Origin of the sequence: Kluyvera ascorbata ATCC 33433 (assembly GCF_000735365.1) — a bacterium.
Taxonomy (GTDB): Bacteria; Pseudomonadota; Gammaproteobacteria; order Enterobacterales; family Enterobacteriaceae; genus Kluyvera; species Kluyvera ascorbata.
Map to the genome: position 1 here is coordinate 1 of NZ_JMPL01000108.1, position 15,406 is coordinate 15,406.

General features: G+C 56.3%; 17 protein-coding genes. 4 read left to right on the plus strand and 13 right to left on the minus strand.

The features are described from left to right. The 10 genes from GKAS_RS18960 to GKAS_RS19005 form a co-directional block, all read right to left on the minus strand. On the minus strand, window positions 1-232 hold a 232-nt coding region (locus tag GKAS_RS18960; protein ID WP_035896469.1), incomplete at its 3' end, for a hydrogenase maturation protease. Further along, window positions 232-1,932, minus strand: coding sequence for a hydrogenase 2 large subunit (gene hybC / locus GKAS_RS18965; RefSeq protein WP_035896470.1), 1,701 nt, complete (start codon window positions 1,930-1,932; stop codon window positions 232-234). The genes hybC and GKAS_RS18960, both read right to left, overlap by 1 nt. Next, window positions 1,929-3,098 (minus strand): Ni/Fe-hydrogenase cytochrome b subunit, encoded by a 1,170-nt coding sequence (gene hybB, locus GKAS_RS18970; protein ID WP_035896471.1) that lies wholly within the window; start codon window positions 3,096-3,098, stop codon window positions 1,929-1,931. Before hybB ends, hybC begins: the two co-directional genes overlap by 4 nt. Continuing rightward, window positions 3,091-4,083 carry a hydrogenase 2 operon protein HybA gene (hybA, locus tag GKAS_RS18975; protein WP_035896472.1) on the minus strand — a complete coding sequence of 331 codons (993 nt, stop codon included), beginning with the start codon at window positions 4,081-4,083 and terminating at the stop codon, window positions 3,091-3,093. The genes hybB and hybA overlap by 8 nt, the downstream gene beginning before the upstream one ends. After that, window positions 4,080-5,189 (minus strand): hydrogenase 2 small subunit, encoded by a 1,110-nt coding sequence (gene hybO / locus GKAS_RS18980; RefSeq protein ID WP_035896473.1) that lies wholly within the window; start codon window positions 5,187-5,189, stop codon window positions 4,080-4,082. Before hybO ends, hybA begins: the two co-directional genes overlap by 4 nt. Before the next feature lie 36 nt (window positions 5,190-5,225). Further along, complete coding sequence (hypA, locus tag GKAS_RS18985) at window positions 5,226-5,567, minus strand: hydrogenase maturation nickel metallochaperone HypA (protein WP_035896474.1); 342 nt, start codon at window positions 5,565-5,567, stop codon at window positions 5,226-5,228. A 75-nt stretch (window positions 5,568-5,642) separates the two neighbouring features. Beyond that, window positions 5,643-6,410 carry a dimethyl sulfoxide reductase anchor subunit family protein gene (locus tag GKAS_RS18990; RefSeq protein WP_035896475.1) on the minus strand — a complete coding sequence of 256 codons (768 nt, stop codon included), beginning with the start codon at window positions 6,408-6,410 and terminating at the stop codon, window positions 5,643-5,645. Then, a complete protein-coding gene (locus GKAS_RS18995; RefSeq protein ID WP_035896476.1) occupies window positions 6,410-6,967 on the minus strand; it encodes a 4Fe-4S dicluster domain-containing protein in 558 nt (185 codons plus the stop codon). The genes GKAS_RS18990 and GKAS_RS18995 overlap by 1 nt, the downstream gene beginning before the upstream one ends. Next, window positions 6,964-9,243 carry a molybdopterin-dependent oxidoreductase gene (locus GKAS_RS19000; protein ID WP_035896477.1) on the minus strand — a complete coding sequence of 760 codons (2,280 nt, stop codon included), beginning with the start codon at window positions 9,241-9,243 and terminating at the stop codon, window positions 6,964-6,966. Before GKAS_RS19000 ends, GKAS_RS18995 begins: the two co-directional genes overlap by 4 nt. Before the next feature lie 2 nt (window positions 9,244-9,245). Further along, on the minus strand, window positions 9,246-9,833 hold the full coding sequence (locus tag GKAS_RS19005) for a TorD/DmsD family molecular chaperone (RefSeq protein ID WP_147281555.1): 588 nt from the start codon (window positions 9,831-9,833) through the stop codon (window positions 9,246-9,248). 428 nt (window positions 9,834-10,261) lie between these two features. On the opposite strand from GKAS_RS19005, the gene rimJ reads away from it, so the two are divergent. The 4 genes from rimJ to murJ all read left to right on the plus strand — a co-directional run bounded on the left by rimJ (window position 10,262) and on the right by murJ (window position 14,108). Then, window positions 10,262-10,846 carry a ribosomal protein S5-alanine N-acetyltransferase gene (rimJ, locus tag GKAS_RS19010; RefSeq protein ID WP_035896479.1) on the plus strand — a complete coding sequence of 195 codons (585 nt, stop codon included), beginning with the start codon at window positions 10,262-10,264 and terminating at the stop codon, window positions 10,844-10,846. Between the two features lie 10 nt (window positions 10,847-10,856). Continuing rightward, the gene (locus GKAS_RS19015) at window positions 10,857-11,507 is read left to right on the plus strand and encodes a YceH family protein (protein ID WP_035896480.1); all 651 of its coding nucleotides are present in this window, start codon (window positions 10,857-10,859) and stop codon (window positions 11,505-11,507) included. A gap of 14 nt (window positions 11,508-11,521) precedes the next feature. Beyond that, a complete protein-coding gene (locus GKAS_RS19020; protein WP_167540426.1) occupies window positions 11,522-12,436 on the plus strand; it encodes a Gfo/Idh/MocA family protein in 915 nt (304 codons plus the stop codon). Between the two features lie 136 nt (window positions 12,437-12,572). Beyond that, complete coding sequence (gene murJ / locus GKAS_RS19025; protein WP_035896482.1) at window positions 12,573-14,108, plus strand: murein biosynthesis integral membrane protein MurJ; 1,536 nt, start codon at window positions 12,573-12,575, stop codon at window positions 14,106-14,108. A 44-nt stretch (window positions 14,109-14,152) separates the two neighbouring features. Here murJ and flgN read toward each other — a convergent pair whose 3' ends face one another. The 3 genes from flgN to flgA all read right to left on the minus strand — a co-directional run. After that, on the minus strand, window positions 14,153-14,581 hold the full coding sequence (flgN, locus tag GKAS_RS19030) for a flagella biosynthesis chaperone FlgN (protein WP_035896483.1): 429 nt from the start codon (window positions 14,579-14,581) through the stop codon (window positions 14,153-14,155). Window positions 14,582-14,584: 3 nt separating this feature from the next. Next, window positions 14,585-14,878: a flagellar biosynthesis anti-sigma factor FlgM gene (gene flgM, locus GKAS_RS19035; protein ID WP_035896484.1), complete on the minus strand. Its 294-nt coding sequence runs from the start codon at window positions 14,876-14,878 to the stop codon at window positions 14,585-14,587. A gap of 95 nt (window positions 14,879-14,973) precedes the next feature. After that, window positions 14,974-15,406 (minus strand): flagellar basal body P-ring formation chaperone FlgA (gene flgA / locus GKAS_RS19040; protein ID WP_035896485.1); only part of this gene is annotated, 433 nt, incomplete at its 5' end.

The following is a 15,406-nucleotide window of genomic DNA, read 5'->3' on the forward strand; positions in this document are numbered from 1 at the left end:
CTTTGAGGATGAACAGGCTGCCCGGCGCGCTATCGCTTCTCACCGCATCGACGACGATAATCAGCTCCCGATTGGCCATCACTTCCAGCAGTTCCATCCCGGAGGTACCGCCGTCCTGTAGCGTCACCTCTGGAGGGAAGATGAATCGCTGTTCCAGCGCTTCAATGGCTCTGACGCCGACACCTTCGTCGCTGAGCAGGAGGTTACCTACCCCCAGTAACAGGGTGTTCATCAGAGAATTTTCACCTTACTCAGCGTCTTGCCGCGCAGGTCGACCATATGGACGGCGCAGGACATGCACGGGTCGAAAGAGTGAACGGTGCGTACCACTTCCAGCGGTTTTTCGGCATCGACCACCGGTGTGCCGATCAGCGCGCGTTCATACGGCCCTGGCTCGTCGTTGAAGTTACGCGGGCCCGCGTTCCAGGTGGATGGCACCACCGCCTGATAGTTGGCGATTTTGCCGTCTTTAATCACAATCCAGTGCGACAGCATACCGCGCGACGCCTCTTCAAAGCCGACACCGCGAATCTCGCCCTGCGGGAATTCCGGCTTGATAAAGGTTTCGGTGTCGCCTTTAGCTATATTGGCTACCAGCAGCTGATACTGCGCTTGCAGTTCATCGTGCAGCACCGCCGTGCGCACTGCGCGGCCCAGAATGCGCCCCCAGGTTGACTGTAGCTGTTCGGTAGCTAACGTCTTGCCGGTCAGCGTCTGGTATTGGGCGCGGATGCTTTCATAGTGGGCCACCGTTCCTTCGTGTTTTGCTGCTACGCCGCACAGTAGCCATGCCAGCGGGCCGACTTCGACGGTTTTGCCGTAGAAGGTGGGGGATTTCACCCATGAATACTTGCCGTCTTCCTGCCAACCGGTGTACTGCGGGATAGTCGTCCCCTGCCACGGCGCCTGCGGGTCGTTGTCTTTATACCAGGCGTGTTTGCCGCTCTCTTCAATACCGTTGATCAGATACGCGTCGTTGTGCGAGGTAATCGGGCGGAAGGTGCTGAAATCGACGCCCTGCATATAGCCACCAGGAATGCGGAAGGTCGCGCCTTTGCGATCAACCGGCATGTCCGGTACGGCGAGATAGTAGTCAGCCGCTTTGCCAAGCTGCATCCAGTCCGGATAGCTGGCGGCAAAAATCGCCGCGTCCACTTTGTAGACCTGCTCAATAAAATCGCCCAGCTTGTCGATAAACGACTTCACGTACATCAGACGCTCGAGGTTGAGGACACCGGGCGCATCGGTGTTGATCGGGTTTGCCACGCCGCCGACCGCCAGGTTCTGGATATGCGGCGTTTTGCCGCCGAGAATCGCCACGATGCGGTTGGCGTCTCGCTGGCACTCCAGTGCCTGCAGGTAGTGAGCTACCGCAATCAGGTTCACCTCCGGCGACAGTTTCATCTCCGGGTGGCCCTGGTAGCCGTTGGCGAAAATGCCTAGTTGACCGCTGTTGACCAGCGTCTGTATTTTCTGCTGCACTTTGGCGAATTCGGCAGCGCTGTTCAGCGGCCAGTTTGACACGCCTTTCAGCATGCCTTCCGCTTTCGCCGGGTCGGCCTTCAGCGCGGCGGTAATATCTACCCAGTCCAGCACCGACAGCTGATAGAAATGCACGATATGGTCGTGGATCTGGTGTGCGGAGAGGATCAGGTTGCGGATGTACTGGGCGTTAACCGGGATCTCCATCTGCAGCGCATTTTCCACCGCACGCACTGAGGCGATGGCGTGAATGGTGGTGCACACCCCGCAGATTCGTTGCACGATGATCCACGCATCGCGCGGATCCTGGCCCTTAACAATCTCTTCCATTCCACGCCACATGGTGCCGGATGACCAGGCTTTTACGACTTTGCCGTCGGCAATTTCACAGTCAATGCGCAGGTGGCCTTCGATACGGGTGATGGGGTCAATCGTGATACGTTGACTCATGGTTTTACCTCAGATTTTGCCGCTTTGGCCGGAAGAATCGGCAGCAGACGAATAATTAAGACGTAGGCGACGATTTCAATCGCCACAAAACCGATGGAAATCAGCAGTTCGCTGGCCGTCGGGAAATAGTGGTAGCCGTTGCCGGGATTAAAGGCGATCAACGAATAGTCGATACGCCACAGCGCCGCGCCCAGCAGGACCGACAGCGCGCACAGAAACAGCCCACGCGGGCTCTGGCGCAAGGTGGACGAGTGAAGGACGATCAGCGGGAGAATAAACAGCGTGATTTCGACGATAAACAGCCAGGAATAGGCGTTACCCGCCAGCACCAGCCCAACTTTGCCGCGCCAGATAATCTCGCCGAGGCGCAGCACCACAAACAGCCACAGCAGCGCTTTAACCACCTTGCTGAGTTTGCTGAACAACGGCGTCTCATCAAGGTTGAGCGTGCAGCTGGCTTTTAGCAGCGAACCTTCGAAAATGACGATCGAAAAGCCCATCAGAAACGCGGTCAGCACTGAGAACAGCGGCAAGAACTCGTAGCTTTGCCACAGCGGGTAGATCTTGTAGCCGGCTACCATCATCAGCGAACCCATTGACGACTGGTGCATACACGGCAGCAGTGCGCCGATGCTGATGATAAAAAACATCACCTTGTTGAGTTTGCGCAGCGGTACGTGCCAGCCAAGACGCTCCAGCAGCGCGGGAAGCAGCTCCAGGGTCATGATGCCGATATAAATGGTCATACAGACCGCGGTTTCAAACAGCACCGAATGCGGGTTGAAATAGCCGGGCATAAAGAAGTGCGGCATATTCCAGTAGCGGCCCAGATCGATGGCGATCGACAGGCCGCCGAGCCCGTAGCCGAACAGGCTGGCGAGCAGGGCGGGGCGCACTAAATCGTGGTACTCGCCGCGGTTAAAGACGTACACCGCCCACGCCAGCGCCCAGCCGCCGCAGGCGAAACCGGTGCCGATCAGCAGATCGAAGGAGATCCAGATACCCCATGGATAGCCGCCGTTCAGCGCGGTGACGTTGCCGATGCCCATCACCAGACGTTTGACGATCAGCAGGGCGCAGATAACCGCAAACGGCGCAAAGATATACACCGCGCGGGTGAACAGCTTCCCGCCGAGCGGGCGCAGCACGTGGCTATGATCACTCATGATCGTTCTCCTCATGTTGTTTGCCGTTGCGGTGTACCAGCCAGGTAATACCCGCTAGCGCCGCCGCGGGCAGCATCATGCCTTTGTACAGCGTGCCCTGAACCTTTTCGGTGCGCATACCGGTCGACTCCGCTGACAGTGCAGGTAAACCAAATTCGCTGCATGGAATCGCCGACAGAACCAGTACCTGGGTACCGCCGCCTTCAATTTCGCCATACACCGATGACTGATACTGCGCCGCCGGTTGGCTGTAGGTGTCCTTGCTGCCGACGCGTTGGCGCGGGTAGTCGTACAGCGTGCCGGGCGCTAACGCCACGCGCGCTTTCGCCTCTTTCAGCAGGGCTTCGCGGGTGCCGAAAATCACCGCGCCGGTTGGGCACACTTCGGTGCAGCCGGGCAGTTGGCCGTTGTCGAGACGGGACACGCCCTTCTGGTTGCACAACTCGCATTTGTGAATGGCGCCGAACGGGTCGCTGTAGTCATATTTCGGCACGTTGAACGGGCAGGCGACCATGCAGTAGCGGCAACCGGTGCAGGCGTCGGGGTTATACTCGACGATGCCGGTCGTGGCGTTTTTTTGCAGCGCGGAAACCGGGCAGGCGGCGACGCAGTTCGGCTCAAGGCAGTGCATACACTGCTTTTTGATAAACGCGTAGCCGTCCTGAAGCTGGTTTTTATGCTCGCCTGCGCCGCTTCGCCAGATCTGGATAATGTTATTGGTCCGGGCGCTCAGCTTGGCGTTGACCGATGAGGTATCGTTACCCTCGATATTGGCCTGTGGACGATAGTCGGCCTGCCCTGGATTGTTAATCTGCTGGCATTTGGTGACGCAGGACTGGCAGCCGACGCACAGCGTCGAGTCGAACAGCATGCCCAGCGCATTGGGCGGGGCGGTTGGCGGCAGACTGTCTGCGCGTACCGTTGGGGCGACGCCCGCCAGCAGCAGCCCGCCGGAAGCGACCTTAAAGAAATGGCGTCTGTTCAAGACCGCTCCCCCTTGTCGCTCTCTTTATCGCTTTGCCCCAGCTGTTTGACCGCCATCACGCTGACACCGCCTACCGCGCCCGCGACGGCGCCCAGCAGGCCAACGGCGGTGAGGGAGATGTTACCCCCTTCGCGCGTATTTACGTCCGGCACCTGAGCGTGCGGCGTTGGCTGGCTGACGTTAGCGAGCTGCGAGATACTTTTGGCAAAGCCGATGTTTTTCTCGTTACAGCCGTAGCACGGATGGCCGATACCCACCGGCCAGATGCCGCCGCCGACGTCGCAAAACTCCAGCGTTGAACAGTTACCGTAGGTTTCCGGGCCTTTACAGCCGAGGTGATACAGGCACCAACCCTGGCGGTGCCCCTCGTCGCCAAACGCTTTGGCAAAACGCCCCGCGTCAAAGTGTGGACGGCGCTCGCAGTTTTCATGGATCAACCGGCCATAGGCAAAGTTTGGACGGTTTTTGTCATCCAGCTTTGGCGCGCGGTTAAAGGTAATCAGGTGCGCCACGGTAGCGAGGAAGTTATGTGGGTTGGGTGGGCAGCCGGGAATATTGATCACCGGAATATGCGGGATCACTTCCTGCAACGAAACGGCGCCGGTTGGGTTAACGCCGGATGCCGGCACGCCCCCCCAGGCCGCGCAGGAGCCGATAGCGATGACGTGGCTGGCGTGGGCCGCCACTTCGCGAATGTGCTCGGCAATCGGCTTACCGGCCACCATGCAGTAGATGCCGCCGTCTTTCAGCGGAATTGAGCCGTCGACGACCAGCACGTACTGGCCTTTGTAACGCTCAATGGCGTTGCGCTTATTTTCTTCCGCCTGCATGCCGAAGGCGGAAGAGAGCACTTCGTGGTACTCCAGCGAGATGACGTCAAGCACCAGGTTTTCCACCGTCGGGTGGGTGGCGCGCAGCAGTGATTCCGTGCAGCCGGTACACTCCTGAGCGCCGATCCAGATGACCGGCGGGCGCGAAGGTGACGTCATCGCCTCGGCGATTTGCGCAGAGGCTTTGCCGCTTAATCCCATGGACGCGGCCAGCGCACTGCACAGCGTAATAAAGCTGCGGCGGCTAATTCCTTCACTAAAGAACGAGTCAGACATGACGTATTTCCCAAAATAAAACAGTGATTTAAATTGTTATTCCACTTCCAGCTCGCGGATGCGCAGGGCATCGCTACGCTCGCAATGGATCTCGGGCGAGCCGCAAGCCGGGCAGGTAGTGGTGTGCTGGTGGGTGGTAAAACCGTCGCCGCACTGGTGACACCAGCCGTTAGCTGGCTTCAGGTCGATATGAAATTCAGCCCCCTCGGCCAGCGAATGACGCGCGGCAGAGTGCAGACCAAACAGCAGGGCGCTCTCTTCGACGCAGCTCAGTGCGTCCATTTCCAACCACACCTGCTTCACCTGGTTAAAGTGGTGTTCTATCGCCTTCTCTTCGAGGATCTGCACGATATTGAGCGCCAGCGTTAGCTCATGCATTTTTTCGCCTTCCCGGGGGCAGCAGATAAGAGACTGAGGCCCGGCAAACAAAGCGTTACCGGGCGATGCCAGTAATTAGTACAGATGACCAATATTGACGATGGCGCTGATGGTATCGCCGAAGAAAGTCAGGCGACTTAGGAACACTGCCACCAGCATGAGGGCCACTGTAGATTTGAGCATCTGCGGCTTCTTATGCGTAAGCACGAAGGCGACGACAAAGCACGCCAGGCTTGCCAGATACAGCGGCGAGGTGAACCAGGTTTGCGCAGTCATCTGCATGATGGTACCGCCGCTGGTCCATACCAGCGGTGCGACGACCATAGCGATGATGAACATCAGGATCCCCTGACGCAGCGACGGGACCAGCGCGTTCATCTTCAGCAGCGGAATGGCTGCACAGCCCATCACCCAGACGGTGAGGAAGAAGAACAGCATGGTTACGCCGTTGGCGATAGCCATCATCGCCGGCGCGGCGTAGGTCATTCCCTGAACCGCCACCAGCAGCACGCCGAGAATGGATGCTATCAGCGCGGGTACTTTATGGCCTTTAGCCAGGAAGGTGACACCAATCGCTGCGCCGTACAGGGTTGCGCCGAGGATCTCGCGGCTCAGCCACGCATGCTGCAGGTTGCGCAGCGCGTTATAGGCGTACATTGGGTGTGCGAGGTGCAGCACCGCCGCGATGGAGGCGACGCCGAGAATCAGCCCGGTAATCAGCCAGTTGATGCGGTTACCCTCAACTTCCCCTTTAAAGGTGCGCCAGGTCAGAACCAGCGACATCCCAACGGAGGTCTGGCTTAACAGAGTGAAGATGACTAACGGTAATTCATACTTTTCCATTACTTGTCTCCCGGCTGCTTTGGCTCATGCGCCAGAATAAAACGCGTCCCTGGGTTCAGCTTCGGCATCTTCGGGAAGCCCGGCGGATATTGCACCGCGTTGGTCGGCAGGTCATCGCTCTCCAGGTCGATAATGGTCAGCGCGCCGACCGGGCAGGCGTCCACACATGCTGGATTCATGCCAATATCCTGACGTTCGTAGCACATGCTGCATTTTTCGCTCTTTTTCAGCTCTTCGTTGAAGCGCGGCGCGCCGTAAGGGCAGCTACGAATACAGTTCTTACAGCCGATGCACAGCTCCTGGTGATGCACCACGATGCCGTCTTCACGACGCTCGTAGGCACCTACCGGACAGGCGGCTACGCAGGCTGGGTTTTCACAGTGGTTACAGGCCAGCGAATAGAACGCACGTTCTTCGTGCGGGAAAATTTCTTTATCCAGCGGGTAGACATAGCGCCAGAAGTTATCTGGCTCCAGGTGATTAAAACTTTTACAGGCCATCGCGCAGCCGCGGCAGCCAATACATTTGTCACTGTTAACTAGAAATGCGCGTCTCATACGGCAGACTCTCCTTTACCGATCAACATGATGTCAGCAAACTGGCTGTGGATGGCGGCACCTGGTGCACCGGTTTTCATCAGCCCCATATCGGCCGGGGTATCGGCAACGACGTTCTGAACGTTGTACTTACGTTTCGGGAACCAGGCTTCATACATCACCAGGAAATCTTCCGGTACGTTGGTGGTGATTTTGGCGCGCAGTTCAACCTCGCCCACGGTGTTAAACACCTTGACCAGATCGTTCTCGCTAATGCCTTTTTTCGCCGCAGAATCCGGGTGCATATAGACAAACGGTTCCGGATAGAACACTTGCATCCAGTCCAGGTTGATGAACTGCGAGTGCAGACCAAACTGAACGTGCGGGGTGAACAGATGGAACGGCAGCGTGCTCTGTGCTTCCGGGAGATATTCCGGCAGGGCGGTGTGACCGTTTTTCTCCGCCAGTTCAGACTTAAATTCATACTTGCCTGACGGCGTCAGGAACTTACGGTCGTACCAGGCCGCGGTGCTTGGCATGATGGCTTTTTTCGGCCCGTCCAGCAGATCGTCCCAGGACTTGATGCCGAACATTTTTGCCATGCCTTCGTTGAACTCGAGGTCCAGCCAACGCTTATGGTCGAACTCCTGCGGGAAGGTACAAGAACCTGGCTGCATCTTATTGATGGTGCGCGACAGCAGGGTGGCGATTTCCAGATCGCACTTGGCTTCGTACATCGGTTTGATCGCTGGCTGGTTGATGGAGAGCCAGTAGTGCCAGTAAGAGGCGTCGACGTTCCACTCTTCAAATGCCGTCGTCACCGGCAGAACGATATCGGCGTGCTGAACGGTTTCGTTGAAGAATTGATCGGCGCAGACCACCATCTCCAGCTTGGCGAACGCTTTTTCCATCTTGTTGCGGTCGAAATCCTGGGAGAACGGGTTCTTACAGGCGACCCACAGCATGCGCACCGGCGGTTCGTTGGCGTCCAGAATGCCTTCGGCAGTTTTGTTGATGTTCAGTGAACGGTCGGAATACTTTACCGCCGCGCTGTCGGCGCTGGCGCCGAATTCGCTGGTGGTGCCCGCAGAACCAGCGATGCCGATAGAGCCTTCTGGCGGCTTCTGCATCATCGCGTTGTAGTTGTAGCCCCAGGTGCGCAACTGACCGTAACGCGCGCCGCCACCTTCCACGCCGATGTTGCCGGTCATCGCGACGAAGGCGTCGATGGCGCGAACGTTAGCGCCGCCGTTGACGTGACGTTGCATGCCGTAGCCGATCCAGACGGTGGCCGGGTTGACCGCGGTGAACTCTTCAGCGAGCGTACGGATGATATCGGCATCCAGACCGCAAATTTCGGAGGCCCACTCAACGGTCACATTGCTACGCAGGTACTGCTCGAATTCCGGGTAGCCGTGAGCGTAATGGTTAACGAAGTCCTGGTTAACCAGCCCTTTGTCGACCAGATGACGCGCCATACCCAGCGCCAGCGCGCCGTCGGAGCCCGGACGTACGCGTAGGTAAAGGTCGGCTTTCGCGGCGGTCTGCGACAGCAGTGGGTCGATAACCACGACTTTCGCGCCTTTCTCACGTGCTTCGTAGATGTACTTCATGGAGTGCATGGAACACCATGCCGGGTTAGCGCCCCAGACGATGATGTACTTCGCTTTCACCATATCTTCCGGGTCGTTACACCACATATCGCCCATGTCGTAGTTTTGGGCATCGATACCTGCAGGCCAGCATGGCGTACCCGCGAAACGGGTGGTGTAGCCGAGAGAGGACATCATCCCCTCTACCGCATAGTTCAGTACGCCGAACTTACCGGAATATTTGGTCAACGCCAGGCCGAGCATTGAACCGTCTTTTTTCTTGATCTCCAGCATCTTGGTGGCGATGCGGTTCATCGCCTCTTCCCAGGAGATGCGACGCCAGTTGCCGCTACCGCGCACGTCCTGCACCATCGGATACTTAATGCGGTCTGGGCTATAGACGCGACGCGGGTAGGTCAGCCCTTTCACGCACGGCTGGCCGTGGGTGTAGGTGGACTCTTTTGCCCCTTCAACGTAGGTGATTACGCCGTCTTTGACCCAGGTTTTCAGACTACAGGTGTCGTAGCAGTTACGTGGGCAGGCGTTACGGAAAATTTTGTAGGTTTCCGGCTTAAACGGGATCGGCGGCTGCGCCTGCGCGCAGCGGGAGGTCAGTAATCCACCGGGTAAGGTGGTCACCGCGCCCAGCGTGGCTAGCCCTTTTAAGAAGGAACGTCTGTTCAGATGTCCTGCATCATTACTCATAATCACACTCTCGTTTTTAATTCACTAAACCAATCGGAAAGCAGGGTGGCTACCAGCTGAATAGGCTGTGTTTTGGCGTTGCTGATTATCTTTTCGAGAAACAGCGGCAGCCATAAATTGACGTGGTCCGTCACAAATCGATGAAGCAGTTTTTGGTTATCATTTTGTTGCGCATTATCGACTAGTAATAAACATAGTTCTATTTCGTAAGAAATATGATCCTCGGGGATTTGATTCTCATTTTCAATATTAAGGCCAAGCGCATTTAAGACCTCTTTAACCTGCTGAGCGCCTTTCCCCATTAATATGGAATCGGGATCGTTATATACTGAAGAATACGGCGCTGCTTGTAATTTAGCCGGGCCGACAAATAAACGATTGAACTCGTACTCGACCATCAACCAGTCGATAGATTCAATGTCATATTGTTGTTTTTTATCAAAAAAATGACTAATTTCACCCAGGCTTGAACGCATGGAATCGCTATTTTCGGCGTGAAAAAAGTCGCGTAATACTAACCCCGTTAAATGCCATAGGGTGGCAACGGGCGTGTTGCGATAAAGCAACATCTCCTGAGATGATGTATTCATATTTTTGCTGAATATTTGATGCCGTTTGAAGTTGTCGATAATACACAAGGCAATCCGTTACTGTTTGACATAAATGAAGCCATCACACGAATTGCTTAAAAAGCTTTGTATGAAAGTGTGTCGGTTTTGTTTTCTATGAAATAGTTATTAATAAATTATCTAACAAACAACGTTAATATTGTCATTGGCCATGTCTACGTATATTTATTTTAGAGATAAAGATATGAGAATACCTATCGTTTATATAATCCCGGCCGATCTTCTGCGTATTGCAGGTGATGGGTCAGGCGCGCAGATACGCAACGGGTTGCACAATTTGCTGACTGGCTTCACTTTTTCTTGTATTGCCAGCGATAGTCCTTTTTGATCACAATGCATCATGACAGAGTATTGTTTTCATGGGCTGCCTTGGGTACAGGAGTAGTGAGATGTTTGGCTATCGCAGTAATGTGCCGAAAGTTCGGTTGACCACAGACCGGCTGGTTGTGCGTCTGATTCACGACCGGGACGCCTGGCGTCTGGCGGATTATTACGCCGAGAATCGGCAGTTTTTAAAACCCTGGGAACCTATTCGGGATGACAGCCATTGCTATCCGTCCGGCTGGCAGGCGCGGCTGTCGATGATCAATGAGTTTCATAAGCAGGGAACCGCTTTCTATTTCGCGCTCCTTGACCCGGAAGAAAAAGAGATTATCGGCGTGGCGAACTTTTCTAACGTGGTGCGCGGTTCGTTCCACGCCTGCTACCTCGGTTATTCCATCGGCCAGAAGTGGCAGGGGCAGGGGATGATGTATGAAGCGCTGACCAGCGCTATTCGCTATATGCAGCGTACCCAGCACATTCACCGTATTATGGCCAACTACATGCCGCACAATAAACGCAGCGGCGATTTGCTGGCGCGACTGGGGTTTGAAAAAGAAGGCTACGCGAAGGACTACCTACTGATTGACGGCGAATGGCGCGATCACGTTCTGACCGCGTTGACCACCCCTCAATGGACTGCAGGTCGATAAGGAGACCCGAATGAAATATCAACTAAGCCCGCTGGAAGCCCGCGTGATTGGCTGCTTGCTGGAAAAGCAGGTCACCACTCCGGAGCAGTATCCGCTCTCTATCAACGGCGTCGTGACGGCCTGTAATCAGAAAACCAACCGTGAACCGGTGATGACACTCAGTGAAGCGGAAGTGCAGGATCAGCTGGATACGCTGGTAAAGCGCCACTATTTGCGTACGGTGAGTGGTTTTGGTAACCGCGTGACCAAGTATGAGCAGCGCTTTTGCAACTCGGAGTTTGGCGACCTGAAGCTGTCGACGGCGGAAGTGGCGCTGGTGACGGCGCTGCTGCTGCGCGGCGCCCAAACGCCGGGTGAGCTGCGTGGCCGTGCGCAGCGTATGCATGAGTTTGCCGATATGGCGGAAGTCGAAAATACCCTGGAACGCCTGGCAAGTCGTGAAGATGGCCCTTTTGTGGTGCGGTTACCGCGTGAGCCGGGCAAACGCGAAAGCCGTTATATGCATCTGTTCAGCGGGGAAATTGATCTTCAGGCGATAGCGGCGCAAAGCGATGCGCCGGTGGCAGATGAGAGCCTGCTGGCTCGCGTCGAGATGCTTGAAGGTGAGGTTGCCGAAATTAAACAGCGCCTGGATTCACTGCTGGCGCACCTCGGGGAGTAAGCGTTATGGCGAAGATTCGCATTGGTGTCGTTGGGCTTGGCGGTATTGCCCAGAAAGCCTGGCTACCGGTATTAAGCGCCGCAACGGACTGGACACTCCAGGCCGCCTGGTCGCCGGGCAAAGAGAAAGCGTTGAAAGTATGCGAAACCTATCGTCTGCCCTACGCTGACTCGTTGACCGCGCTAGCGGCGCAGTGCGACGCGGTCTTTGTGCACAGCTCGACGGCCTCACACTACGCGGTAGTGAGCGAACTGCTAAACGCCGGCGTTCATGTCTGCGTAGATAAACCGCTTGCCGATAAGCTCGACGATGCGGAGCGGCTGGTGGCGCTGGCGGCGCGCAAGAATCTGACGCTGATGGTGGGTTTCAACCGTCGCTTCTCGCCGCTTTACCGCGAGCTGAAAAAGCGCGCCGGGGAGATGTCGTCGCTGCGCATGGATAAACATCGTGCCGACAGCATTGGCCCGCACGATCTGCGCTTCACGTTGCTTGATGATTATCTGCACGTGGTCGATACCGCGCTGTGGCTGGCGGACGGCAAAGCGACGCTTCGCGATGGTGTTCTGCAAACCACCGACGAAGGGCATATGTTTTACGCCGAACACCATTTCAGCCAGCCGGGACTGCAAATTACCACCAGTATGCACCGTCGTGCGGGCAGTCAGCGTGAATGGGTGCAAGCGGTGGCCGACGGTGGATTGTTTGAGGTGACGGACATGCGTGAATGGCGAGAAGAGCGCGGTTCTGGCATCGTGACCCGGCCTATTCCGGGCTGGCAGACGACCCTTGAGCAGCGTGGGTTTACCGGCTGTGCGCATCATTTTATTCAGTGCGTGCAAAATCAGACGGTTCCGGAAACCGCAGGGGAGCAGGCGATTGCGGCGCAGCGGGTGGTTGAGGGGCTGTGGCGCGAGGCAATCCGCGAGTAAGCCGTCCGTAGGCTTCCCAGAGCAACCAGCTGTAACATCTGGCAGTAGCAATTCACTCTGAACCCGGTAGACTAACGCCACTTTTTTAGCGCTCATCCTACGGGCGCTTTAATCCGGGTTGTGGAATCACAAGTTAATGAATCTATTAAAATCGCTGGCAGCCGTCAGCTCGATGACCATGTTTTCACGCGTACTGGGATTTGCGCGTGACGCGATCGTAGCGAGGGTGTTTGGTGCCGGCATGGCAACCGATGCCTTCTTTGTGGCCTTTAAACTGCCAAACCTACTGCGTCGAATTTTTGCTGAAGGCGCCTTCTCGCAGGCGTTCGTACCGATTCTGGCTGAATACAAAAGCAAGCAAGGCGAAGACGCTACGCGCGTGTTTGTCTCCTACGTTTCGGGACTGCTGACGCTGGCATTGGCGCTGGTTACCGTGCTGGGGATGCTAGCGGCACCGTGGGTCATTACCATTACCGCACCGGGCTTTGCCGACACCGCGGATAAGTTTGCGCTGACGACCCAACTGCTGCGCATTACTTTCCCCTATATTCTGCTGATTTCGCTGGCCTCGCTGGTCGGGGCTATCCTCAATACCTGGAACCGCTTCTCCGTACCGGCATTTGCGCCGACGTTCCTCAACGTCAGCATGATTGGCTTCGCGCTGTTTGCCGCGCCGCACTTCCATCCGCCGGTTCTGGCGCTGGCGTGGGCGGTGACCGTCGGCGGCGTGTTGCAGCTGGCTTATCAGCTGCCGCATCTGAAAAAAATCGGCATGCTGGTGCTGCCGCGTATCAACTTTAAAGATGCCGGTGCCGTGCGCGTGGTGAAACAGATGGGCCCGGCGATCTTGGGCGTCTCGGTGAGCCAGATTTCGCTTATCATCAACACCATTTTCGCCTCCTTCCTCGCGTCAGGTTCTGTCTCCTGGATGTACTATGCCGACCGTCTGATGGAGTTCCCGTCCGGCGTGCTGGGTGTTGCCCTGGGGACTATCCTGCTGCCGTCGCTGTCGAAAAGCTTTGCCAGCGGCAATCATGATGAATACTGTCGCCTGATGGACTGGGGGCTGCGTCTGTGCTTCCTGCTGGCGCTGCCGAGTGCCGTTGCGCTGGGTATTCTGGCGAAGCCGCTGACGGTAGCGCTGTTCCAGTACGGTAAATTCACCGCCTTTGATGCCGCGATGACCCAGCGGGCGCTGGTGGCCTATTCTGTGGGCTTGATGGGGCTGATTATTGTTAAAGTTCTGGCTCCGGGTTTTTACTCACGTCAGGACATCAAAACGCCGGTTAAAATTGCTATCGTCACGTTGATTATGACGCAGGTGATGAACCTTGCGTTTATCGGCCCGCTGAAGCATGCGGGGCTGTCGCTGTCGATTGGTCTGGCGGCCTGTCTGAACGCCGCGCTGCTCTACTGGCAGTTGCGCAAGCAAAAGATCTTCACGCCTCAGCCGGGCTGGACGGCTTTCTTAGTTCGTCTGGTGATTTCGGTGCTGGTGATGTCGGCGGCGCTGCTCGGCTTGATGCACGTCATGCCTGAATGGTCGCAGGGAACGATGCCTTACCGTCTGCTACGCCTGCTTGGCGTCGTGGTTGCCGGGATCGTGGCTTATTTCGCCTCGCTGGCGATTCTGGGCTTTAAGATTAAAGAGTTTGCACGCCGGACGGCGTAAAAGAAAGGCACTGCGCGGGGCACATTCTGTGGCCCCGCCGCAATTCAGACTGAATATTTCTTCGCGCTGCGCGCTACTGGGGCACCAGCCGCCTGACCATCCTTGCCGTAAAGTCCGGTTTCCTGGAATGGCTTAAGCACGTCAATCGCCTGCTGGTTGCGAAGGATCTGTCCTTCCAGCAGCCAGCCGTTGTGCTGATTGAGACGACGCAACTGCTGCGTGGTCTCGGTAATCACCTGCCAGCGGTCGCCAATATCGTCATGCGTTTCTCGCTGGGCGTCCTGTTCGACGCGACGCTGCTTCTCCAGATAGTCTAACGTTGCCAGCAGAGAGCTTTTCTCTTCAGTGATGCTGGCAAGCTGCAGGCCGTTGACGTTGCCTGCGGAGAGCTGCAGCTGTTCAGCATCCATCACCGCTTTCAGCGAGTTCAGGATGCTGGTCATTTGGTCCAGTATGGCTGACAAACCGCTCATCTCTTATTTACTCTGCAGATAATCTTGTGTGTCCTGAATAAGCGCGTCGGCGATTTTGCCGGTGTCCATTTTTAATTCACCGTTACGAATAGCGGTTTTCAATTCTTCCACGCGGGCCATATTAATGTCACCGGCAGAAGAACGGGTTAATGCAGTTTGCGCGTTGCTTAACGTTACGCTGGCGCTAGTCGCTGTGGCTGTTTTTTCCGCACGCACTTTTGGCGCGCTGGTCTCAGGGGTTTCACGCTGCTGGACGCTGGTAACCGCTTTCAGAGAAGATGTACGATCGATGCTCATGGTTCTTTCCTCATTGAGGCTCTTGTATGGCGCAGGCGCCGACTCTCTTAAATGTTAATTATCTATCGGCAAGCGACACATATTCTTTATAACGTTTATAGATTAATCAGAATATTCCCATCAGTATCGACCTGTCCGCTCACAATTTGGCCCGACGGCATCCGCACCCGCGCATTCTGCGTGACGGCGGCGTTGTTCATTGCCTGCCCCTCGCCGTTGATACTAAAGCCTTCGCCCTGGGCAATCACCATCACTTTTTGTCCTGCTTTCACTCGCCATGACTGGCGCACCATCGACAGCTGAAGCGGCTGGCCGATAGCGACGTCGCGCAGGCTGATAGCATCCTGGGCCTGAGAAAGGTTGAGCATTGTTCGTGGCGGCAGCTGATCGAGCCGTCCGCGCATCAGCGTCACGCTTTGCGCTTCAATGGGTGTACCGCGCACGATAGGCGCTGCGGCCACCACATACTCGCCCATGGCCTGCACGTTAACCTGCAAATACTGTTTCGCGTTCCGCACTGCGCTACCA